The sequence below is a fragment of the Natronorubrum aibiense genome (genome assembly GCF_009392895.1).
Classification (GTDB): domain Archaea; phylum Halobacteriota; class Halobacteria; order Halobacteriales; family Natrialbaceae; genus Natronorubrum; species Natronorubrum aibiense.
This window is the reverse complement of sequence record NZ_CP045488.1, coordinates 2,787,792-2,808,992: the sequence shown is the minus strand read 5'-3', so window position 1 is coordinate 2,808,992 and position 21,201 is coordinate 2,787,792. Positions and strand designations below refer to the sequence as shown.

24 protein-coding genes are annotated in these 21,201 nt (G+C 62.9%); 9 read left to right on the top strand and 15 right to left on the bottom strand.

The window, feature by feature from the left end:
- Positions 1-207 precede the first annotated feature (207 nt).
- Entirely contained in the window at positions 208-528 is a 321-nt protein-coding gene (locus tag GCU68_RS13885) for a hypothetical protein (protein ID WP_227014865.1), read from the top strand.
- Positions 529-534: 6 nt separating this feature from the next.
- On the opposite strand, the gene GCU68_RS13880 is transcribed toward GCU68_RS13885, so the two are convergent.
- From GCU68_RS13880 to GCU68_RS13860, 5 genes are all read right to left on the bottom strand, one after another.
- Entirely contained in the window at positions 535-1,554 is a 1,020-nt protein-coding gene (locus GCU68_RS13880; RefSeq protein WP_152942564.1) for a metal ABC transporter permease, read from the bottom strand.
- Positions 1,554-2,291 carry a metal ABC transporter ATP-binding protein gene (locus GCU68_RS13875; protein WP_152942562.1) on the bottom strand — a complete coding sequence of 246 codons (738 nt, stop codon included), beginning with the start codon at positions 2,289-2,291 and terminating at the stop codon, positions 1,554-1,556. The genes GCU68_RS13880 and GCU68_RS13875 overlap by 1 nt, the downstream gene beginning before the upstream one ends.
- On the bottom strand, positions 2,288-3,385 hold the full coding sequence (locus tag GCU68_RS13870) for a metal ABC transporter substrate-binding protein (protein ID WP_152942560.1): 1,098 nt from the start codon (positions 3,383-3,385) through the stop codon (positions 2,288-2,290). The genes GCU68_RS13875 and GCU68_RS13870 overlap by 4 nt, the downstream gene beginning before the upstream one ends.
- Positions 3,386-3,573: 188 nt before the next feature.
- A complete protein-coding gene (locus tag GCU68_RS13865) occupies positions 3,574-3,996 on the bottom strand; it encodes a hypothetical protein (protein WP_152942558.1) in 423 nt (140 codons plus the stop codon).
- A gap of 90 nt (positions 3,997-4,086) precedes the next feature.
- Positions 4,087-5,241 (bottom strand): YhjD/YihY/BrkB family envelope integrity protein, encoded by a 1,155-nt coding sequence (locus tag GCU68_RS13860; protein ID WP_152942556.1) that lies wholly within the window; start codon positions 5,239-5,241, stop codon positions 4,087-4,089.
- Between the two features lie 123 nt (positions 5,242-5,364).
- Between GCU68_RS13860 and GCU68_RS21670 the strand changes: the two genes are divergently transcribed.
- Positions 5,365-6,009: a hypothetical protein gene (locus GCU68_RS21670; RefSeq protein ID WP_227014864.1), complete on the top strand. Its 645-nt coding sequence runs from the start codon at positions 5,365-5,367 to the stop codon at positions 6,007-6,009.
- A 78-nt stretch (positions 6,010-6,087) separates the two neighbouring features.
- A complete protein-coding gene (locus GCU68_RS21665) occupies positions 6,088-6,504 on the top strand; it encodes a hypothetical protein (RefSeq protein ID WP_227014863.1) in 417 nt (138 codons plus the stop codon).
- A gap of 68 nt (positions 6,505-6,572) precedes the next feature.
- On the opposite strand, the gene GCU68_RS13850 is transcribed toward GCU68_RS21665, so the two are convergent.
- Positions 6,573-8,042 carry an aldehyde dehydrogenase family protein gene (locus GCU68_RS13850; RefSeq protein ID WP_152942554.1) on the bottom strand — a complete coding sequence of 490 codons (1,470 nt, stop codon included), beginning with the start codon at positions 8,040-8,042 and terminating at the stop codon, positions 6,573-6,575.
- A 206-nt stretch (positions 8,043-8,248) separates the two neighbouring features.
- Here GCU68_RS13850 and dpsA point away from each other — a divergent pair, with 206 nt between their 5' ends.
- The gene (gene dpsA, locus GCU68_RS13845) at positions 8,249-8,794 is read left to right on the top strand and encodes a DNA starvation/stationary phase protection protein DpsA (protein ID WP_152942552.1); all 546 of its coding nucleotides are present in this window, start codon (positions 8,249-8,251) and stop codon (positions 8,792-8,794) included.
- A gap of 281 nt (positions 8,795-9,075) precedes the next feature.
- Here dpsA and GCU68_RS21365 read toward each other — a convergent pair whose 3' ends face one another.
- Entirely contained in the window at positions 9,076-9,243 is a 168-nt protein-coding gene (locus GCU68_RS21365) for a DUF7331 family protein (protein ID WP_168927099.1), read from the bottom strand.
- A 103-nt stretch (positions 9,244-9,346) separates the two neighbouring features.
- Between GCU68_RS21365 and GCU68_RS13840 the strand changes: the two genes are divergently transcribed.
- Both GCU68_RS13840 and GCU68_RS13835 read left to right on the top strand, forming a co-directional pair.
- On the top strand, positions 9,347-9,859 hold the full coding sequence (locus tag GCU68_RS13840; protein ID WP_152942550.1) for a macro domain-containing protein: 513 nt from the start codon (positions 9,347-9,349) through the stop codon (positions 9,857-9,859).
- 144 nt (positions 9,860-10,003) lie between these two features.
- Positions 10,004-10,426 carry a universal stress protein gene (locus GCU68_RS13835; RefSeq protein ID WP_152942548.1) on the top strand — a complete coding sequence of 141 codons (423 nt, stop codon included), beginning with the start codon at positions 10,004-10,006 and terminating at the stop codon, positions 10,424-10,426.
- Between the two features lie 84 nt (positions 10,427-10,510).
- On the opposite strand, the gene purM is transcribed toward GCU68_RS13835, so the two are convergent.
- The 6 genes from purM to GCU68_RS13805 form a co-directional block, all read right to left on the bottom strand.
- Positions 10,511-11,506 (bottom strand): phosphoribosylformylglycinamidine cyclo-ligase, encoded by a 996-nt coding sequence (purM, locus tag GCU68_RS13830; RefSeq protein WP_152942546.1) that lies wholly within the window; start codon positions 11,504-11,506, stop codon positions 10,511-10,513.
- A 72-nt stretch (positions 11,507-11,578) separates the two neighbouring features.
- Positions 11,579-12,211, bottom strand: coding sequence for a zinc metalloprotease (locus tag GCU68_RS13825; protein WP_152942544.1), 633 nt, complete (start codon positions 12,209-12,211; stop codon positions 11,579-11,581).
- Entirely contained in the window at positions 12,208-13,980 is a 1,773-nt protein-coding gene (locus GCU68_RS13820; RefSeq protein ID WP_152942542.1) for a TraB/GumN family protein, read from the bottom strand. Before GCU68_RS13820 ends, GCU68_RS13825 begins: the two co-directional genes overlap by 4 nt.
- A gap of 356 nt (positions 13,981-14,336) precedes the next feature.
- On the bottom strand, positions 14,337-14,588 hold the full coding sequence (locus GCU68_RS13815; RefSeq protein WP_152942540.1) for a glycine zipper 2TM domain-containing protein: 252 nt from the start codon (positions 14,586-14,588) through the stop codon (positions 14,337-14,339).
- A gap of 94 nt (positions 14,589-14,682) precedes the next feature.
- Positions 14,683-15,462: an HAD-IIA family hydrolase gene (locus tag GCU68_RS13810; RefSeq protein WP_152942538.1), complete on the bottom strand. Its 780-nt coding sequence runs from the start codon at positions 15,460-15,462 to the stop codon at positions 14,683-14,685.
- Between the two features lie 70 nt (positions 15,463-15,532).
- Positions 15,533-15,928, bottom strand: coding sequence for an SHOCT domain-containing protein (locus GCU68_RS13805; protein WP_152942536.1), 396 nt, complete (start codon positions 15,926-15,928; stop codon positions 15,533-15,535).
- Positions 15,929-16,071: 143 nt separating this feature from the next.
- Between GCU68_RS13805 and GCU68_RS13800 the strand changes: the two genes are divergently transcribed.
- Entirely contained in the window at positions 16,072-16,539 is a 468-nt protein-coding gene (locus tag GCU68_RS13800; RefSeq protein WP_152942535.1) for a hypothetical protein, read from the top strand.
- Positions 16,540-16,753: 214 nt separating this feature from the next.
- On the opposite strand, the gene GCU68_RS13795 is transcribed toward GCU68_RS13800, so the two are convergent.
- Positions 16,754-16,936 (bottom strand): DUF7501 family protein, encoded by a 183-nt coding sequence (locus tag GCU68_RS13795; protein WP_152942533.1) that lies wholly within the window; start codon positions 16,934-16,936, stop codon positions 16,754-16,756.
- A gap of 338 nt (positions 16,937-17,274) precedes the next feature.
- On the opposite strand from GCU68_RS13795, the gene GCU68_RS13790 reads away from it, so the two are divergent.
- Both GCU68_RS13790 and GCU68_RS13785 read left to right on the top strand, forming a co-directional pair.
- Positions 17,275-18,477 (top strand): MFS transporter, encoded by a 1,203-nt coding sequence (locus GCU68_RS13790; protein ID WP_152943728.1) that lies wholly within the window; start codon positions 17,275-17,277, stop codon positions 18,475-18,477.
- 91 nt (positions 18,478-18,568) lie between these two features.
- The gene (locus GCU68_RS13785; protein ID WP_152942531.1) at positions 18,569-18,700 is read left to right on the top strand and encodes a rubrerythrin-like domain-containing protein; all 132 of its coding nucleotides are present in this window, start codon (positions 18,569-18,571) and stop codon (positions 18,698-18,700) included.
- 78 nt (positions 18,701-18,778) lie between these two features.
- On the opposite strand, the gene GCU68_RS13780 is transcribed toward GCU68_RS13785, so the two are convergent.
- Positions 18,779-21,193, bottom strand: a complete 2,415-nt coding sequence (locus GCU68_RS13780; protein WP_152942529.1) for a disk-shape morphogenesis protein volactin — start codon at positions 21,191-21,193, stop codon at positions 18,779-18,781.
- Positions 21,194-21,201: the final 8 nt, after the last annotated feature.

Below are 21,201 nucleotides of genomic sequence, written 5' to 3'. Positions count from 1 at the left end.
ACCGACTGCAGCGAACCGCCACGTTTACGAAAACACATCGGTATTCAACGTATTCGGTCGATGTCTTGCCTTCGTCCTCGTCCCGTCGCCCTCGTCACCGCGATATGGGAGCGCTCAGTCTCCTGACTGCGGTGGTGTTGTTCACGACGATTCCCGAAGACCCACCCCGGTGATGGGTTTGCAGCCGGGCTCACCGGCATCTTCGTGATGATGTATGCGATTACTGGGCTGTTTGCGCTCGTAGAAGCAGGACTGTTGGCACTCGTGACGCGGCTGTGGGACCCAGCCGAACACTCACGACGGCTGCTCACGATCGGAGCCGTTGCTGGAAGTCTCTCCATCGTGTTGCTCGTCGGCCCGCTCCTGATTCTCTGGCTCGGCGACGCCCTGTTTGGCCGTCTGCTTTCGGTGGGTGATGGGTCTGCCCTCGGTATCGGACTCGTGCTCGTTCCCGTCGGTCTCGTCTGTTCCGTGCTGGGTATCGTTCTCCACTTCGGTGCTAGATTACGGGCTCGAGGCCGCGCGTGACGAGCGTCAGTGCGTCGAAATCGCGGTTGTCGACCGACTCGAGGCTGCAATCGCGAGCAGGTAGAAGGCGATCGCGACGACGACGATCGAACCGCCGGTCGGCAGCCCCTGCGAGATCGAGAACACGAACCCGCCGATGACGGCTGCCTGCCCAAAGAGGATCGAGAGATACAGCGTCTCCCGGAAGCTGTGGGCGATCTGGGTGGCGGCAGCGACGGGGACGACGAGCATCGCGGCGACGAGAATCACGCCGAGGATCTGCATCGCGCCGACGACGACGATGGCCGTCATAACGATCAGCAGGGTGTTGTACCAGGTGACGTTGAGCCGTGCGACCCGGGCAGCCTGCTCGTCGAAGGTGATGAACAGCAGTTGCTTGTAGGTCCCGACGATGAGGGCCACGACGACGACGGTGATGACAGCCATCAGCCGCGCCCCGGACGGAGTAACGACGGAGATGCTCCCGAAGAGGTAGTCCTCGACGTTGAAGCCGGTCATCCCGCGGCCGTAGCTGATGATGAGCGTCCCGACGGCGAAGCTGCCAGTCAGCATGATCGCGATCGGCACGTCGCCGTAGGTGTCGGTTCGTTCGGCGAGCCACTGGACGCCGAGGGCGCCGAGAATCCCCACAACCAGGGCAACGAGCATCAGCGAGCCGTTCCAGCCGGTCACTCCGCTCACCACCAGGCCGACCGCGACGCCGGCAAATGCCGTATGCGCCAGCGTCTCGCCGATCAGGGCCATCTCGCGGTGAACGAGATACGTTCCGACCAGCGGCGCGACGACGCCGATCAGCACGCCGGTCGCGATCGACCGCCACATGAACGGATGGTAGAAGACGTTCGTCCCCAGGTAGTGGTCGAGCCACCAGCCCGCGATCCGTGCTTGATCGTACGCGCCGCTCGCGACGGGATACGCTCGCAGCGCATCGATGGCCAGCAACACGATCATCGCGACCGCGAGGATCGCGGTCAGACCGATCCCGACGTGCTCGAGTCGTCGACGGAGGGTCTCGTTTCGGCTCATCAGTGGTGGTGGTGGACGACCTGGCCCGTCGCGCCGTAGGCCTCGGTCAAGGCGTCGCTTTCGACGAACGATTCCGTGTCACCGTGGTGGTAGAGCTCGGTGTTGATGCAGGCGATCCGGTTTGCCCGATCCGTGACGACGCCGATGTCGTGTTCGATCAGGATAATCGTGATCCCCGACTCGTTGAGCGACTCGAGCAACTGGTAGAACGCGTCGCGTGACTCGGCGTCGACGCCGACGGTCGGCTCGTCGAGCGCGAGGAGGTCGGCCTCGGAGGCCAGTGCCCGCGCGATGTAGGCTCGTTGTCGCTGGCCGCCCGAAAGCTGGTTGACCTGCCGGTCCGCGAGGTCGGTAATGTCGACCGTCTCGAGGGCGTCGTCGACGATTGCGTGGTCCTCGTCGGTCAGCCGCCCGTGGCCTGCGCGGGCGAACCGTCCCATCGTGACGGCCTCGCGGACGGTAACCGGCATCGAACCGCCGCCGCTGGTTGCCTGCTGGGAGACGTAGCCGATCCGTTCGCCGTCGTCGAACGTCGAAACCGGTTCGTCGAACAGTTCGATCGTGCCGCTGTCGGGACTGTGCAGGCCCAGCATGAGATGCAAGAGCGTCGTTTTCCCCGATCCGTTGGGTCCGATCAGTCCGAGGAAATCCCCTTCTTCGACCGACAGCGAGACGTCTCGGACGGCCGGCTGGTCACCGTAGGCAAATGTTACGTTTTCGAGAGTTACGACGGTCACTGTGCGTTAAGTGCTTCTCTGAACGCGGGGAGGTTTATTTCTTCCATTTGCTCGCGGTAGCCCCAGTCGTTGTCAGCCCACGTACTGAGGGTGCCTGACATGTGCGTCAGTTCCATCGCGTCGGTTGCCGCGCTACTCTCGAGAAGGGTCTCGACCAACGGTGGATACTGTCCTTCGGGTGCCTCGAAGGGATCGTAGAGGACGGTGTCGATGCCTTCCTCATCGACGAGGTCGATCGTTTCCGAGATAGCGCTCGAGCTGACGTCTTCTTGCGGGGAGACGCCGATAGGCGTGTGGATCTCGAATCCGTATCGATCCTGGAGGTAGGTAAAGGAGTCGTGACCGGCGAAGACGACAGTCTGTTGGTCGGCATCGGCGACGAGTTCTTCGAACCGCTCGTCGAGTGACTCGAGTTCGCTGCGATACGCAGCGGCGTTTTCCTCGTAGGTATCTGCGTTGTCCGGATCGGCGTCGGCGAGCCCCGTCGCGATGGTGTCGACGATATCCTGTGCGAGGACGGGATCGAGCCAGACGTGGGGGTCGGCTGACGACTCGTCGTGGTCGTGGTCGTCGTGACTGTCGTTTTCGTGGTTGTGGTCGTCGTCGTGGTCGTGGTCGTCGTGACTGTCGTTTTCGTGGCTGTGGTCGTCGTCGTGGCTGTGGTCGTCCTCCTCGTGGTCGTGTTCTGCAGTGTCGACCTCGTGATCCCAGCCGAGCAACTGATCGTCGAGCCCTTCGAGCCCATCGATGACGGCGACGGCGTCGTAGTCCGACTCGAGCGTGGCCGCGATATCCTGTGCCCACGAGAACTCGGGCGTGTCGAGATAGATGAACGCACCCGAATCGGCAATTTCTCGAGTGAGGTCGCCACTCGGTGACCACCCGTGTCCGGCTTCACCGGTCCCAACCGGGTTCTCGAACTCGATCTCGTCGCCACTTACCTGTTCGGCCCAGTCCCACAGCGTAAAGAAGGCTGCATAGCCGCTGTCGAGGCCCACGTCTGCACTACTTACATCGTCGAGACAACCAGCGATGCCGCCGGTTGCGACCACGCCGGCAGTCGCTTTCACCAGCGTCCGTCGTGTTAGATCCATATTCGAGACTAGTCCCACCGATGTATAAGCGTTATTATCACAACTGCCAAAATTATTAACAAGCAGCTTTGAGTGGAGGGCTTGTTAATAATTACTGGCGGGATAGCACGACATGGCTGGTGTGCTGTTGGGCGGAACAGTGTCACTACAGGGGCCACGGTGAGAATCCGCGATCGTTCGTGCCACTCCTACTCGAGCGACACCTCGAGACGGATTCCGTCCCGACGTCGGTACGCCGGTGGCCGCCCGGGCTCGTCGTCACGAACGATGTCGAACGCATCGAAGCGAATCACCAGTCGCCCGGGATCGATCGTGGCCCGCAGCATCGGGCCGCGGCTCGTGATGACGACGTACGGCGGCGCAGGAACCGGCTGTGCCTGTAGCTCGTGGCCTGTCGCTGCGACGACGTCGGTGAGGACGAGCGGCAGCTGCTCGAGGAGGCCGGTCGCCTCGAGTGCCGACCGAAGCTGCGTGGCGACCGCATCACGGTCGGTCGTTCGGGCGGTGTCCCAGGGCTCGGCGATCTGCTCCGCGCAGTGGTCGATCCCCTCGACGATCGCTGCGTGTTCGTCTTCGATCCGTCGTCGAGCGTCTCGTACCGGACACGACACGAGTGTCCGTGCGGGCGGCAGTTACTAAGATGTCCCGACTCTGTCGGTGGCCCGGCGACCGACCGCGCTCGCAGCCGTCTCGACGTGTGGCTACCGCGTTCGCTCGAGAACGCCGACTTTGACCGTCCGAACGTGGCCGAGCACTGCGTCGGCGTATCGTCGCCAGGCTGGCTGGCGCTCCGATTGAGACTGGGCCTCGAGTTCGCGTCGCAGGCGATCGTTTTCTTCCTCGAGCGTGCTGACGGTTTCCTCGAGGGTCGTCGCTCGGTCCTCGAGTTGGGTTCGACGCTCGCGCTGGGCGCGCAGGTCGAGTCGGAGCTTATCCCGTTCGCGCTCGAGGGCGTCGGCTCGGTCGGTGAGACGCGTGCGTTCTCGTTGACGGTCGTCGATGAACGGGTCACGGTCGGTTTCGGCGATCGAGTCGTCAGTAAGCGCAGCCGAGTCGTCATCGGTTCCGGGCTCGAGGTACCCGGTCCCGATCGCGTTGACGACGGCGCCGGAAAGCAAGATGAGCCCGCCGAAGTACAGCCACGTCAGTAAGAGGAGGATGGCTCCGACTGGCCCTGCGCCCTCCGAATCAGCGGCGAACGAAACGTACACGCGGAACAGCGACTGGAGTGCCATCCAGCCGACGGCTGCGAGCACGACGCCGGGGATGACCTCCCGCCGGGAGGTACTGACATCGGGAAAGTAGTAGTACATCGGGTAGAACGCGACTGAGAGGACGGCGACGAGCAGGAGCGATTGGATCACACCCAGCCCCGGAATCGAGGGGAGAAACGCGAACAGGATGCCCGTTGCGGCCGCCACGAACAGTGCGCCACCGATCGCGCCGAAGACGAGCAGGGCGTCACGGAGTTGGTCGACGAACGAACTCTCGTTCGTGGTGCCGTAGATCTCCGAAAAGGCCGTATCCAGTCCGCGGAAGATCTTCAGCGATCCCCACAGGAGCACGACGACCCCGATGATCGACGACCCCGCCGTCGCGGGCGAGTCCTCGAGTGCGTCTTCGATCAGGAGCTGACCACTGTCGGGAAGAAAGCCCTCGGTTGTGGCAGTGACTTCGGCCGCGAACGTCTCGTCGCCGACGATCGTGACGAGAAAGAACACCAGGACGAGCAACGGCAGTAACGAAATGAACGCCTGATACGCGATGCTTGCGGCCATAAACGGCACGTTCTTTTCTTGAACTCCGTCGACGATTGATCGGCCGAACGAAAGCATGCCGCGGACGCTGCTAGCCATACCATTCTGTCTCCCACAACTCGGATAGGGCTCCGGCTTGCAACCACATCGTTTGCGTCGCTATCCGGCTAAGTGATAGACCGCAGTTATATAATCAATCAATTCCAATTAGATACTATTCGTATGAAAAACATTCAGAGACGCGAACTACTCGTGACAGCGGGCATCGGAACGGCTCTCACGACCGTCGGTGCGGGCTGTCTCGATCAGGGGGCTGGAACGAATCGTCCCGACGACGAAACCGACGAAACTGGCGATCCAGACACCGAGGGTGAATGCGAGCGTACGCTCCTCGAGCGCTGGGTTCCTGCATCGTCGAGTTCGAAACTCCTGTTTCACTACCGGGATCGCTCCGCGTTCCGACAGTACGAGGATGCGCTGCAAGCCGACGTCGTCGCGTCAGTGCCGACGATGCCGGCCGGACCGTCCAGCGACGTGATCGAGGACGTTGCCGGCGGTGAGCCAGCCGTGGACGCCGTCTGCAGGTTCGGTTCCGAGGGGGTCGTCGGGAACGTCGTCGTCTCCGGATCGTTCGATCCCGGCGCGGTCGATGCCGAACTCGAGTCGGCGATCGGCGCGTTCGAGCTCTTCGAACACGACGCTGGGTCGGTCGCCGTCTCCACAGAGATGGTCGTCGTGAGTCCTGCCGACGGTGCGGCCCTCGAGACGATTCTCGAGGCGGGCGTCGAGGGGACCGATCGGCGCATCAATGCAAGTGATGGTTTCGCACGGTTGGCCGATCGTGTCGGCGACCGGACAATCTTCTGAGGCGAGTACGACGGGAGAGCCGAGGCAAACGGGGCTGCGTTCTCGTGGTCACTCGGGTCCGAAACGACGACGCACTCGATGATCACCGTCGCTGCTGATTCCGATCGGATGGAGTCGTTCGAGCAGCGGACGAACGCGCAGTTCGACGACGTGACGGTCGACGGCATCGTCGGAGAGGCAACGAGAACGATGCCGACTGCGGAGTACGAATACCGAGATCTCTTTGCCGAACGCGGGAGCGAGCCATCCCAGCCGCGAGCGGGCGTCGGTATCGATGTCCATTCGGCGTCACACACCGTCTCCGTGACGCTCATCTCGAGCGATACCGCCGACCGAGTCGAGATTCGCGAAGACGGCGAAGTGCGCGGCGAGTTGATCGAGGTCGGCCAAACGGCGACGCTCGAGTACGATGCGGGCGCATTGGGAACGATCACCGTCGTCGCCATTTCTGGCACGGAGGCAGCCGTCATCGCGATCAAATCGTACGCGTTTTGAGCGCGATCGGTATCGCAAGCGATGGCAATGCAGGTGGGCGACAGCGGAGGGCAAAGCGAGCGGCCGGCCTACAGGACGATGCTCTTCTTGCGCATCATCTCGTGGATCGAGGCGTCGAGTCCCTCGCGGCCGATACCGGAGTCTTTGTTGCCGCCGAATGGAACGTCGCCGAGCCCGTGGCTTGGTGCACCGTTGATCCGGACCGCACCGGCGTCGATGCGCTCGGCCATCCGCATCGCGCGCTTGTAGTCGCTAGTGAAGACCGCCGCGTCGAGTGCGAGATCCGAGCCGTTGGCGATCTCGAGGGCTTCGTCCTCGTCTTCGAAGGTGGTGATAACGGCGATAGGGCCGAACTGCTCTTCGTCGACGATGCGGGCGTCGTGAGGGACGTTCGCGAGCAGCGTCGGCTCGAAGAACTGGCTACCGAGTTCGTCCGGGACGCCCTTGGGGGCGCGGCGTTCGCCGCCGCGGACGATTTCGGCCCCTTTCTCGACGGCGTCCTCGACGAGTTCTTCGACCCAATCGGCCTGCGCTTCGGAGATGAGTGGGCCGAGCGCGGTGTCCTCGTCGAAGAGGTCGCCGGCTTGCCAAGCGTCCATCTGCTCGTCGATCAGATCGACGAGGTCGTCGTGGACGTCCTCGTGGGCGAGCACGCGCGAGATGGCCGAGCAGCGCTGGCCGGCGTACTTGAACGACCCCTTCGCGCAGTTGCCCGCGACGTCGGTGAGGTCAGCGTCGTCGAAGACGACTGCCGGTGCGTTGCCACCGAGTTCCATATGGAGGTTGACCATGCCGCTCTCGCGAGCGACGTGTTTCCCGGCCCCCGAGGAACCGGTCATGGCGATCGCGTTGATGCGATCGTCGCCCGAGAGGAGGTCCCCGATCTCGCTCGCTTCGCCGGGGACGAAGTTGAACGCGCCGTCCGGAATTCCGTCGACGTCGGCGATGACGTCCGCGAGAATCGCCGCCGAGATCGGCGTCTTGCTCGCGGGCTTGAGCAGGACGCTGTTGCCCGCTGCGAGTGCAGGGGCAACTTGTAATGCCGTCGTTGCCAGCGGATAGTTATACGGCGTGATGCAGAGCACAGCACCGATCGGCTCGTGTTTGACGATCGCTTGCCAGCCCTCGTGGCCCTCGGTCGAGCCCTCGCGGTACTCGCCTTTGCTGACGATGGTGCGGGCCTCTTCGGCCGCGCGGTCGAACCGCGTCGCGGCCTGTTCGACCTCGCCGCGGGCCGACGAGATGGGCTTGCCAGCCTCGCGCACGATGACCTCCGCGAGTTCTTCTTCCCGCTCGCGAAGTCCCTCTGCGATCGTCTCACACCACTGCGCACGCTCGACAACCGTCGTCTCGCGCAGTTCCGGTTTGATCTCGTGGGCCGCTTCGAGGGCGGCGTGTGCCGTAGCCGGATCCGCCGCGGCGACCTGTGCGAAGGTCCCGCCGTCGGCGAGATCCGATACCGAAATCACGTTCTCGGTCTCGAGCCATTCCCCGTCGACGTAGATCCGCTCTCTCCGCTGTGCGACTCTCGTTGCCATATGCACTCTTTGAACCCCCACACTGAAAATGTTTACTCATACTTGAAAAAATACCAGCATGCTGAGTGGTAGCATCTCGGAACCCCGATTTTCTCCTTTTTAGGGGGTTTGAAATCAGATACTATAAACAAAATTTTGCGCAAGCAGAAAAAATGTTCTGTCATGGGGGGCATTTAAGTGGAATGCGCGTGTACTAGTAGAATACGATGAGCACTCAGAAGACCGTCCGTCAACAGGCAGACGTCGTCGAAGCGAACGAACTCCGACTCGAGCAAGACAAGGCCGAGCAGATCGTCGACGCGTTGAACACGGAGCTGGCGAACGCCTACGTGCTGTACCACCAGCTCAAAAAGCACCACTGGGTCGTCGAAGGTGCCGAGTTCCTGCCACTCCACGAGTTCTTAGAGGAGGCCTACGAACACGTCGAGGAGGGCGCAGACGTCATCGCCGAGCGCGCACAGGCGCTGGGCGGCGTCCCCGTCTCTGGGCCGACCAATCAGGAACAGCGAGCAACCGTCGAATTCGAGGGTGAGGACGTCTACGACGTCCGAACGATGTTCCAAAACGATCTCGAGATGTACGGCGACATCATCGAGTCGATGCGCGACAGTATCGAACTCGCCGAAAACCTCGGCGACTACGCGACCGCCGAAATCCTGCGTGAGATCCTCGTGACACTCGAGGAAGACGGCCACCACTTCGAGCACTACCTCGAGGACGACACGCTGGTGCTCGAAGAAGCGACGAAGTAACGAGTCGGACGGCGACGGCTAACGGTCGAGTTTTCATTTGCAGTCGGTCGAACACGAGAAGCCACCGGACCGCATCCGTTATAGAGATGTGAGGAGAATACGTGCAGCTTTAGCCGGAGAGGGATGTCAATTCGGCAACCGGGAGTCTGGCGCTCCGATACCGAACGGACTCCGGGTTCCTCGAGCGTCGCGATCGAACGACGGAGCCACACCGGTCGCTGAATGCGGTCACACTGCGACGAGCGATCGGAGGGCCACCAGTCCCCGATCGTCGAGGCCGTTCAGGGCTCGAGATCGACGGTAAAATCTGTCGCGATCCAGCCGTCGGTGTTGTCGCGTTCGGTAAAGACCATTTTGCCAGGGCGGGTCTCGTGACTGGTCACGATCACTGCCGACTGTTCCGGTTCCTCGTTGGGTTCAGCATCTTCCCGTCGGGCGGGCACGTCCATTACGAGGACTTAGGCGAGCCTAAATCTAAAAAGGTTTTGGTCGCCCTAACTTTATAACGTTCCCGCGGCTCACTTTCAAATCCGTCGCGCCCGTACCACGAGTATGGAGTTCGATGTCGTTCAGGGCGATATCGCCGCACAGTCCGCCGACGCGCTCGTCAACGCCGCCGGGACGAGTCTCCGGATGGGCTCCGGCGTCGCCGGCGCGCTCCGACGTGGCGCGGGCGCGGAAATCAACGAGGAAGCCATGTCGAAGGGGCCGATCGACCTCGGTGCGGTCGCGGTCACGGACGCGTACGACCTCGACGCCGACTACGTCATTCACGCCGCCGCGATGCCCCACTACGGTGATGGACAGGCGACTGCCGAGAGCATCAGCGAGGCGACGCGGAACTCGCTCGAGCAAGCTGACGACCTCGGCTGTCGGTCGCTCGTGATTCCGGCACTTGGCTGTGGTGTCGCCGGCTTCGACCTCGCGGAGGGAGCGGCGATTATTGGCGATGCGATCCGCGAGTACGATCCGGAGATGCTCGAGGACGTGCGATTTATCGCGTACAGCGACGCGGAGTTCGAGACGGTTCGTGCGGCGGCCGGCAGCGACCACAGTCGGAATTGACCGGCGCGTGACGCGGTCCTACTGAAGCCCCAGTCTCGCCGTCGCGTACGGCGTGGGGAGGCGCTGTCCGCTCATTTCTACGCTGTGAGAATTGATACCAGCTTTACGGCGCTCTCTGTCTAACCATCACTCAGGTGATCAGTAATGTACGATACGATCCTCATTCCGACCGACGGAAGCGAACAGGCCGAACGCGGCGTCGAACAGGGGCTGGACCTCGCCACGCAGTACGATGCGACGGTCGTCTGCCTCTACGTCGTCGACGAACGGCGTCACGGGCGACCGCCGGCACTTGGCAGCGTCGAAGCCGAACACGAAAAACTCGAGGACGAGGCCACCGAGATGCTCGCGGAAATCGAAGCGCGCGCACAGGAACTCAACCTCAAGGCCGACTGCAAGTGTTGCCGGGGACTGCCCTGGGACGAGATCGTCGAACACGCCGAGCGACACGACGCAGATCTGATCGTGATGGGGCGACGAGGGGCGACCAACGACCGCGGAACGCCGCTGGGAAGCGTCACCGAGCGAGTGATGCGGCTCACCGAAACACCCGTACAGGCGGTCTGAAAACGCCGCGCTCGTCTCGGCCAACTCTCTTTGGCCGTGCCGTGTTACTTAAAACTCAAGTCCGACGCTCGAACCGGGCCGATCTCAGGTCAGCGAGAGACCGCGAATTTCGACCGACTCGCCTTCTTCGACGCGACCGATAATCTGCCCATCCGTCTCGGCGACGAGGTCGTCGGCTCGATCCTCGGGGACGGCGACGACGAAGCCGGTACCCATGTTGAACGTCCGGTGCATCTCCTCGTCCGTGACGTTTCCTTCTTTCTGAATGAACTCGAAGATCGGCTGGGCCGGGAACGGATCCTCGATCACGTACTCGTTGTCACCCATCCGAAGCAGGTTCGTCCAGCCACCGCCCGTGATGTGTGCCGCCGCGCGGACGTCGTGTTCGCGCATCGGCTCGAGTAAGTCCGTGTAGAGTCGCGTCGGCCGTAGCAGTTCCTCGCCGATCGACCGGTCGGTGTCGTGTGGGAACGCGTCGGTGTACTCGTGGTCGCGCGTGACGGCTTCGCGGGCGAGCGTGAGCCCGTTCGAGTGGACGCCGTTCGAGGCGAAGCCGACGAGGACGTCGCCGACGTCAGCCTCGCCCTCGAGGATCTCGTCTTTGCCGGCGAGGCCGGCACAGGTGCCCGCGAGGTCGAAGCCGGTGACGACGTCGGGCATGACGGCCGTCTCGCCACCAAGGAGGGTCATGTCGGATTCCTCCAAGCCGACGGCGAGCCCTTCGCCGATCTCGTTGGTGAGGTCGTCGTCGGGCTCGTCGATCGCGAGGTAATCGACGAACGCGACGGGTTCGACGCCCGCGGCGACGAGATCGTTGACGTTCATTGCGATGCAGTCGATCCCGATCGTCGAGAAGTCCTCGATCGCTTCGGCGACCATGAGCTTCGTGCCGACGCCGTCGGTCGCGAGAGCGAGATACCGGTCGCCGATATCGAGCAGGCCCGCGTACTCGGTCATCAGATCGCTGCCGAAGGCCTCGAGCAGCGCCGCAGTCGCGTCTTCGCTGGCTTCGATGTCGACGCCGGTGTCGGCGTACGTGAGCCGTTCCTCCGCAGTTCCATCGTCCGCTGGATCGGTCATGTCTGAACGACCTCTCGGGGTGAGCAAAAGATCACCGGTTGAACGGTCCGCGATGGGTGCTCGAAGGGCCGGTCAGAACAGCCCGAAGATCGCGTAGAACCCGCCGGCCAGGAGCAGGCTCAGCCCGAAGACGACGGCGAAGACGGGTTTGTTCCACTCGAGGACCGATTTGCCGTCGAGCGGACCGAACGGGATCATGTTGAACGCCGCGAGGAAGAGATTGATGAGGACGCCGAGATGGCCGACAACACCGAGGATCCCGGGAAACACCATGAGCGGGAAGAACAGCACTGCGAGGAGGTGATTTGTCAGCGGCCCGGCGAGCGCGATGTGGCCGTTTTGTTTCGTTGTAATCCGACCCCGGTGGTAGACGGCCCCCGGTGCGGCAAAGAGGAAGCCGACGAGGGCGCTCATGATCGCCAGAAACAGCATCTGATAGTCGGCACGGAACTCCGCGAGCTGGCCGTACTCGACTGCAACGACCTTGTGTGCGAGTTCGTGTAACAGGAAGGCGACGCCGACGGTCACGAAGCTCAAGCCGATCATCAGCACGAAGGTACCGATAGTTGCTTCTCCGACATGTATCGGAGCGAGCAACAGCGCGAACGCGACCGAGAGCGTGACCCATGCCAGCGCGAGGTCAAACAGCTCTTTGTCGCTGAAACTCAGCTCCGCGCTCGACTGTTGGCGCACTCGAGTGCTCATGACAACAGCCCTCTGAGCAACTCGAGGGTGTTCTCAGCGCCGCGGAGGAGTTCAGCGAACAGGGCGTCGACGCCGCCGATCTCGGGTGCCAGCCACGGCAACACGACGATCGGGAACAGCACGGTCGCGATCAGGCTCCCGATGTTGGTCAGCGCGACGATCATGATGAGCCGGAACAACGGCACCTCGAACATGTCAGCCATCGCCTCGCCGACGGGTCGATCCGTGTCGCCGACGATTTCGTTCAGCGTCTGAATGTCGCGGACGTTGACGGGACGGTGTTTGAGTTCGACGTAGCCGGCGAACCAGCCGGGGGCCAACAGCGGATTGATACTGGTCAGCCACGCGATCGCGCCACCGACGCCTGCACTGGTCCAGCGTGCGCCGGCGAGTCTGGCGAGCGTGAACGCGAAAAAGCCGTTGAACAGGAACCACGCGCCGAACAACTGGAGCAAGAAGAGGTCCTGTACGCCCGCCATGATCAATAGGAAGAAAAAGCCGAGGAATCCGATCATGATCAGATAGCCGATAATCTTCAGCGGCGAGAATCGACGTGTGGAGGCGGTTCCGGAGAGCGACTCGAGCGTCGGTATCCCTGACGGATTCGAGAGATGGCGTTCGATACCGGCTTTGTGTCCAGCACCGACGACGGCGACGACGTCGTAGCCCTGTTCGCGGAGGTCGTTGAGGTGGTGTGCGATATAGGCGTCACGTTCGTCGATCAGGGCGTTCGCGCCCTGAGGGCTGAACCGGCGGAACTCCTCCATCATCGCTGCAACGACGTCGCCGTCGGTCATCTCCTCGATGTCGATCTCGTCGATATCCTCGACGTCACTGCCGCTGGCGTCGAGGAACAGGCCGACGAGACCGCCGATACCGACGCCGATACCGAGTCCGGCGAGCGTGCCGACCGTTCCTCGAATCGCGTAGACACCGGCGCTTTCGAAGGTGCCCGCCGAAAACGGCCCGACGAACGTTCCGGTTGCGACCAGCGCAAGTCCGCCGCCGACGCCGAGTCCGACGCCAGCGAGGAGTCGTAGCGAGACGCCGTCGAGGAGGCCGCCAGCAGACTCGCCGGCTGTCTCGAGAGAGGGCAAAAAGAGCAGGCCGACGAGCGCGCCGGCGATGGCACCGCCGACGGCTGCACCGGCGTACTGCAGCGTCGTCGAGCCGGTAAGTCCGAGCAAGAAGAACTCGCCGAGTCCCAAAAGCGGCGCGAGGAACGCGGCGAAGACGAGTCCGACGACGATGCCGGCAACGGCACCGAACGCGAGCCCGATGGTTCGCGGGTCGGTGACACCGAGGGCGAGGCCACCGACCATCCGTAACTTCTCGGCGATCGTCAATCGACGCCAGAACCGCTGGATCGTCACCTGAATATCTCGGTCGACGAGCGCAACGCCGCTTCCGTTTCGTTCGGCGGCTTCGATCGCGGCACGCATATCCGCACCGGGTTCGATATCGAACTGCTCACCGAGTCGCGACTGGACGTACGAGAGCATCCAGTAGGCCAGAAACTGGAAGACGGTGTTTCCCGAGAGGAGGTCTTTCGCCTCGATATCGTCGGGTGTCCCGCCTTGCATCTGGCGGTATCGACCCTCGTCGAGTTCGACGGCGACGACGTCCGGGTCTTCACGATCGATCGTTTCGTGTACGTCGTCGACGCTTGCCTGCGAGACGTGTGCCGTCCCGAGAACGTGAACGGACCCTCGCTCGTCCGTCGGCGGCTCCGGGGGCTCCGGCACGCCGGCGTCGCCTACATCGCTCATTAGCGATTCAACTCGGTCGGGACTTTTACCAGTATCGGACTCCTCAGCACTGATTAATCCAATCGCGACGGATCTGTATATATTTGCTGGTTGCTGAGATCGTTGCCGTTTGGCACCGATAGTAGCCACTGAAAATCAATCCACACCCGATCGTACGACAGCTGTGCGATCGGTGTGTAAATCGTTTCAGTTGTTACTATAGAGACGAGAGTAATCGCTCGAGGACTCGAGTCAGCCGAGCCGATACACCCGCGACCGCGGTGTGAAACGGGGTATTTCAGGAAGTATAGTCACTGACGTTCAGTGACGGCTGTACGCTGTCAGTCAGGCGAACTGCCTTGATCGTCGACGGCGCTTCAGTTCCGGTCGTCGGTGTCGTCCGAGATTGGAATGAACTCTTTCTCTTTGGCACTCTCAAGGACCGAACACGCGGTGTCGCGGGTGTCCGCGACCGTCGCACCGACCAGTGCGCCGATCGCACCGCCGGTGCTCGCGGCGTTTCGACTGAAGACGGCTCCGATTGCGGCCCCGACTGCAGCACCGATTGCCGCATATCGGGCCCGAAGCAGGACGTGTTTGAGACGGGATTTCGCGTTCCGAAGTTCCATAGATCAACCGACGTGACTATCACGGATAAATATGTCTTTCGTCCCCACGGACTGCAGCGACGCCACTCCGCCAGTGCTCTCGCAGCCACCGCTGCTACAGCAGTGTGTCGATGTCAGCCAGCGAGTCGAGAACGTAGTCGGGCTGAATCGACGACGCCTCGAGCGTCGTCCGATCCGTGACGCCGGTTCGAACGAGTGCGGTCGCCATACCGGCTCGATTCCCCAGTGCGATATCGGTATTGAGCCGGTCACCGACGACCAGCGTCCGTTCAGGTGCAGCGTCGAGGCGATCCATCGCGGCCGTGGCGGCGACCGAAGAGGGTTTGCCCAGGATCGCGTCGGGTTCTCGACCGGCGACAGCTTCCATCGCGGCGAGGATCGCCCCGGTTCCGGGGATCAGTCCGTCGTCGACCGGAATCGTCGTATCGGGATCGGTTCCGTAGAACGGAACGTCGGCCTCGAGTGCGCGCAGCGACTCCCAGAGTGCGCCGTACGAGAACTCTTTGTCGAACGAGCCGAGGACGACGTCGGCCCGCTCGGGGTCGTCAGTGAGGTCGACGGCTGCCTCCTCGAGGATCGTCTCGAGTCGCTCGCTGCCGACGAGATACACCTGCTCGTCGGGATGGGTGGCCGCGAGGTACGCCGCCGAGACCGTCGCCGAGGTCAGCACGGTTTCGGGATCGATCGAGATCCCGTGTGGTTCGAGTTTCGCCCCGTAGTGATCGCTTCCACGCGTCGGATTGTTCGAGAACAGCAGTCGGTCGATGCCGGCGTCTTCGAGGGCTGAGAGGCCGTCGATTACGTTCGGGAGCAACTCCTCGCCGCGAACGATAGTACCGTCGACGTCGAGGATCGCCGCCTCGTAAGTGGTCATTGCTGGCCTCTAGGGGTGGCTGGCGATTGAGTGTTGGGTTCGCGGAGGGGAGGCGAAGGCGGTGACGGTATCACTCCGTGCGCTCGAGGTTCAGATCGGCCGTCTCGACACCGGCGGCGTCGGCCCGTTCGTTCGAATCGAGCAGTCGCTCGAGTTTGGTCTCGAACTCGGCGTCGGTGAGTTCGCCGGCTGCGTACCGGTCCTGGAGTTTCGTGACGGGATCACGGTCGCGTTCCGATCGGCTCGAGGCGTCCGTCGCAGCGTCGCCAGCGTCGTCGCCGGTCGTATCGCGCTGGGTGAGATACCAGACGAGAAAGACGCTACCGACGAGCAACGCCGTGATCGCAAGCGCGTACAGCGGGCCGGCGAACAACAGCACGGCGATGATCAGGATGTCGGCGAGGACGAACTTGATCGCAAAAATCTCCGTGAGACTGTAGTTCGTGCTACCGTGCTCACTGCCCATACCAACGTGTTGGAACTGTGTCGGAATAACTGTGCGGATCGATCGCACTCGATGGCAGCGATACATCGCTCGTCGGCGCTCGCTCGAGCGTGCGTCGGTCCGGGGAGGGAATTCTTATCCGCAAACCGGCCGTACCACCGGCCATGACACTCGAAGTCGACCCCCCCGAGCCGCCGGAACTGGAGTACGTCGATCCGAACGAGTACGAAGACGCGACAATCAGCGCCGATGGCACCGACATCGACTATCGCCGCGAGGAGCTTCAGGGGTTCCTCGAGGACGGTGCCTGGGAGGAGGCGTTCGAGCTGTGGCTCGCCGATGCCGATCTCGAGGAGCGAGCGTACGACATCGCCCGCGACCTCGACCTCTTCGCCGAATTCGACTTCTTCTGGGACGACTTCGCCGACCGCGTCGGCTATCACGCCCCCGGCATTCCCGAGGACTGGCAGACTCGAGAGTATCACCCCGAACTCGATACGTGGGGAACCGTTTCCTCGATCAACGCCGAACTGACCGAGTTCGGACAGATCGTCTCGGAGGTGCTCAAAGACGAGTACATCGATTGGGAAGCCGAGTACGAACCGCCGGAGGATCTCCCGGACTTCGACTGATACGGACTACTGTACGTCAGTACCGGTGCAACCGTGACCGCCTTTCGGTTGCACCGGCAAATCGTTACAGCAGACCGTATGAGGGGGCTTGCAGCGTTCCCGCCGGTCATCACTCTCGAGTGACGACAACTCTGATCGACACTGGCAACGCGTCACGATGTCCGCTCGTCGAGAATAAGTCGTCAGGAGTGAGGCAGGTCGGGACGAGCGGTCCTTAGCCAGACCATTCACCGGCGAGGTCGCCGGCGATGTTCGCTCGCCACTGCTGGAATCCGTCTTCACAGTCGGCACTGCTGTCGATATGATCGATGAAGCCGGCACCGGGTGAGGTGAGTTCGTCCCCACAGAACGGACAGCTAATCGGGTCGTTCCAATCCGCGGTGGTGTTCACTGCCATTGGTATCCTACTCTGGTATCGACTTCCATATAACGTTGATCGGTTAAGAACTAGTACACCTGTGTGATATTTAACCTCATTAGTATCTATTTTCGTGTGTTGGAAGCGATATGGATTCCGCGACCACTCGAGCGCGGGGTCGGTGGCGTTCGGCCATACGTCGGATTCGATTCAGCTGTCCGTTGTATCGATGTCCCGGTGCAACGGCGACCGTCCTGCGAGCACACCGGCTCTGAGGGACCGGCGTCCGTATCCGGGTGCGCTCGAGTCTCGAATCGGAGCGTATTCGTTCGTCCACTGACCTACTGCCGAGCGTGAACGACGCGTCGATTCGCACGATGGCTGGCCGGCTCACACAGTACGATGTGCTCGTGGTGACGGCGGCGATCTGGTTTCTCGGGAAGTTTCTTCGGTACGCGTTTCCGCCGCTGTTCGGCTCGTTTCAGGCGAGTTACGGCGTCTCGAACTCGATCCTCGGGACGGTGTTTACCGGATTCATGCTCGCCTACGCTGTGATGCAGTTTCCCTCGGGGGTGCTCGCCGATCGACTCGGTTCGATCGTCGTTATTACCGCCGGTGCGCTCGTCGCGGCCGTCGCGGCGCTCGCACTCGCCGTCGACTCCCCGTTTCTCGTCCTCGTCGGGGCGATGCTCGTGATGGGTGCCGGAACTGGCGCGCACAAGACTGTCGCCGTCCGGTTGCTGTCTCGAGCGTACCCGTCCCGAACCGGCCGGGCGCTCGGAATCCTCGACACGTTCGGTGCGTTCGGCGGCGTGATCGCACCTGCCGCCGTCGTCGCTGTTGCAGGCGTTTCGTTCGGACTCGGAGACAGTTGGCGGCTTGTCTTTCTGCTTGCCGGGCTGATCGGACTCGGCCTCGCCATCGCGTTCCGAATTCGGGTCCCACGACGCCTTCCGGAAGAATCCGAAGGTAATGTCTCGTCGACTGCGACCACAGCCGTCGGCGTCAGCCAGTACGTCACGCTCTTTCGGGACTGGCGATTCTCGCTGTTTGCCCTCTTGACGATCCTGTTTTCGTTCACCTACAACGGGTTCGTCGCGTTCGCCCCGCTGTATCTCACGCAGACGGCCGGACTGACGGACGCAGTCGCGGGCGTACTTTACAGTGCGCTCTTTCTCGCGAGTCTGGTTCAACTCGTCACGGGAGATCTCAGCGACCGAATCGGCCAACTGCCGATCATCGTCGCGACGTTGGGACTTGCCTCGCTCGCGCTGATCGCGTTCATCTCGCTGACTGGTACGGCCGGTCCGGTCGTCCTCGGCGCTGCGCTCGTCGCCGTCGGCGTCGGTTCACACGGTTTTCGACCCGTCCGGGGGGCGTACCTGATGTCGACCATTCCCGACGATGTCGCCGGTGGCGGACTGGGCGTCGTCCGAACGATGTTGATGGGAGCTGGCGCGGTCGCACCCGCAATCGTCGGCACGCTCTCGGAGACCGTCGGTTTCCGGGCTGCGTTCTGGCTGCTCGCGGCCACAATCGTCGCTGCGACGGGACTCGGGATCGCGCTCTGGCTCCTCTAGTGAGCCGTTGCACGCTCGATGCGTGCGGCCACAGTCCTACCCATGCTTTACCACGAAAAGAGTTAACATACTTCACCACATACGTGGTGTCATGTCTGTTGCTGAACCAATCGAGTACGAGTGTGTCGTCTGTGGCCGCCGGGAGACGGTCGCGGATGCACTTCTCAGTACCTGCCGACGCTGCGGGGGTGAGATGCGAAACGTCGAGTTGATACGAGGGTAACAGCTTCTCCGCGCTGAAGCACGAGGATCCCGCCGTGGGCCATCGGGCTGTTACGTCACCCCCGTACAGCCACCTCGATTAGCGCTCGTGTCCGACCACCACGGCGATCACGACGAGCCCGAGGACGGCCGCAGCGGCCCCAATGGTCACCGCACCCGTAAGCGCAGCGACGCTCCCAGCGACGACGCCGGCACTGCCTCCACCGGTAGCGAGTTGCGCGCCGAAAGACGGGGCGTCGTCGATCTCGAGTCGATCTTGCACCGTTTCGAGCTCTGCCCGAATCGCCTCGGGATCATCCTCCCGGTCGGTTTCAACTCTGGCCTCGAGTTCGTCCACGCGCGTTTCGATCGACGATAGCTGCGCCTCACTCGATTTGTCAGCTCCGTCGAGCGTCGCCGCGAGGTCGGCGACGTCGGTTGTAAGCGACTTGAGGCGGCCGTCGTAGTCCTCGAGCGTTTCGGCGTGCGTTTCGAGACGAGTCGCGTGATCGCTCATCCGATCATCGAGTCGGTTGGTTCGATCCTCAGTGTCCGCGACGGCTTCGAGTTCCGCCTCGAGCGTGTCGAGACGGGCGTCGATCGCCGCCCGAAGTTCGCTGACTGGCTCGTCGCGGTCGGCTGCGAGTGTGTCGATCCGCTCGGTAACCGTGTCGTCGAGTTCGTCGAATCGCCGCTCGAGCGTCTCGAAGTCACGCTCGAGAGCACCGAGTTCCGCCTCGAGCGCCGCTTCGACTGCCTCGATGTCGTCTCCGAGTTGTTTCCGTTCTTCGTCGGCTTGTTCCGCGCGGGCCGTAAGCCGATCGTCAACGTCGTCGAGCTGGATCGCCTGTTCCTCGAGTCGACCAGCGAACCCGTCGGCTCGCGTTCCGAGTCGGTCGATGGTCTCGTCGACGGCCCCGAGTTCGTCTTCGAACCGCGAGACGGTTTCCGTGACGGCATCGAGGTCGGCTGCCGATGCAGCCATCGTCTCGAGCGATTCCTGCTCGGATTGAAGCGACTCGAGGCGCTCGTCGAGCGTGTTCGTGTCCGCGATGATTTCATCGAGATCGGCCACAAGGTCTCCGATTCGGGCATCGAGCACCGCTTGTTCGTCCGCTGTCGTCGTCTCGAGGGCCTCGATCGACGCCTCGAATGTGTCGAACTCGTCGTTCATCGCCGACTCGAGTTCGTCGACGTCGGCTCGGTGCCTGTCGAACGCGGTCGAAAGGACGTCGAAGTCGTCCTCGAGGCTCGAAACTACCTCTCCGCTCGCGTAGCGCTCGCTTTCGGCTTCGAGCGCGATCAGGTCGTCTTCGAGCCCCTCGAGAGTGGCTTCCAAGGCCCTAACTGCATCGGCGTTGGCCGCCCGTGCATCGAGGTCGTCGAGGGCATCGCTCACCGTCTCGAGGTCGGCCCGGATCGACAGGATCTCGTCGTCTCGGTCCGCGAGTCGATCGAACAACTGCTCGATCGCGTCGTCGGCTCGAGCGCGGTCCGTCTCGGCGCTGTCCTCGAGCGAGTCGTCGAACGTCAGCGTCATCTCGCCGGTCGGTTCAGTCACGGTCGTGAACCCGTCGTTCTTGTCGCCGTCGGTCGCGTCGGTTGGCGACCACGCCACGGCATCGTGGCCCTCGACGCCGTCTTTCGCGGCTTCAAGGGCCCCTCTGGCAGCGCTTGCGGCCGGCTCGTCGGCACGTCGCGGATCGCGGACTGAAATCGGCAGCGCGCTGTCGAACCGTCCCGCTATCAGGTACTCGAGACCCGCCACCGCGCCCGACCCCGCAACGGTGAGCGGGACGGCCAGCCCTCGCTGGATGTCGGCCTCGCCGGCTTCGCGCTCGAGTGTGTCGGCGAGGTCACCGACCAGCGCGTCGAACGCTGTCGCGAGTGCGGCTTCGATTTCGTCCGTCGCCGCGTCGGGGTCGAACACGAACGACTCGAGTACGGTGGTGACCTGTGCCGGGTCCCGTCCCGTGTCGTCGGCCGCCCGGTCGATGACCCACTCGCTGCCCTTCGCGAGTGAACACGACACCGCGGGCACGCCATAGTATGCGAGCGCGACGCTCGTCGTCTGCGGGCCGATCCGGACACCGAGGCCAGTGTAGTTGTCGTCGGCGAACTGGTCGTAGACGACGGCGAACCCGCTGTTGATCGGCGTCGCCTCGAGCCCCCAGTCGTCAACAACCGAGGCGACGGCGTCGCGACGGGCATCGATCGGTTCGGCTCCGTCGACCACCGTCCCGGACGTCGTATAACAGAGTCGACCGTCGTCAGCGGCGTCGGGGCCGAGGACGTCCTCGAGCAGCGCTTCGAGTGTCTCCTCGGCGTCGTCGTCCGTCATCAATACGCCGTTCGAGAGCAGCGAGTCACCGGAGTTCGGGTCAGTGTCCGTCGCCAAAGTCGGCTCCGCGTCTGTCGGAGCCGTGAGGGTTGGTACCGACTCGAGGTCCACCCCATCCGCCGTATCGGTAGCGACCCGGATCCCATCGGGCTCGATATCGAGACCGTAGTTCATGCCCACCG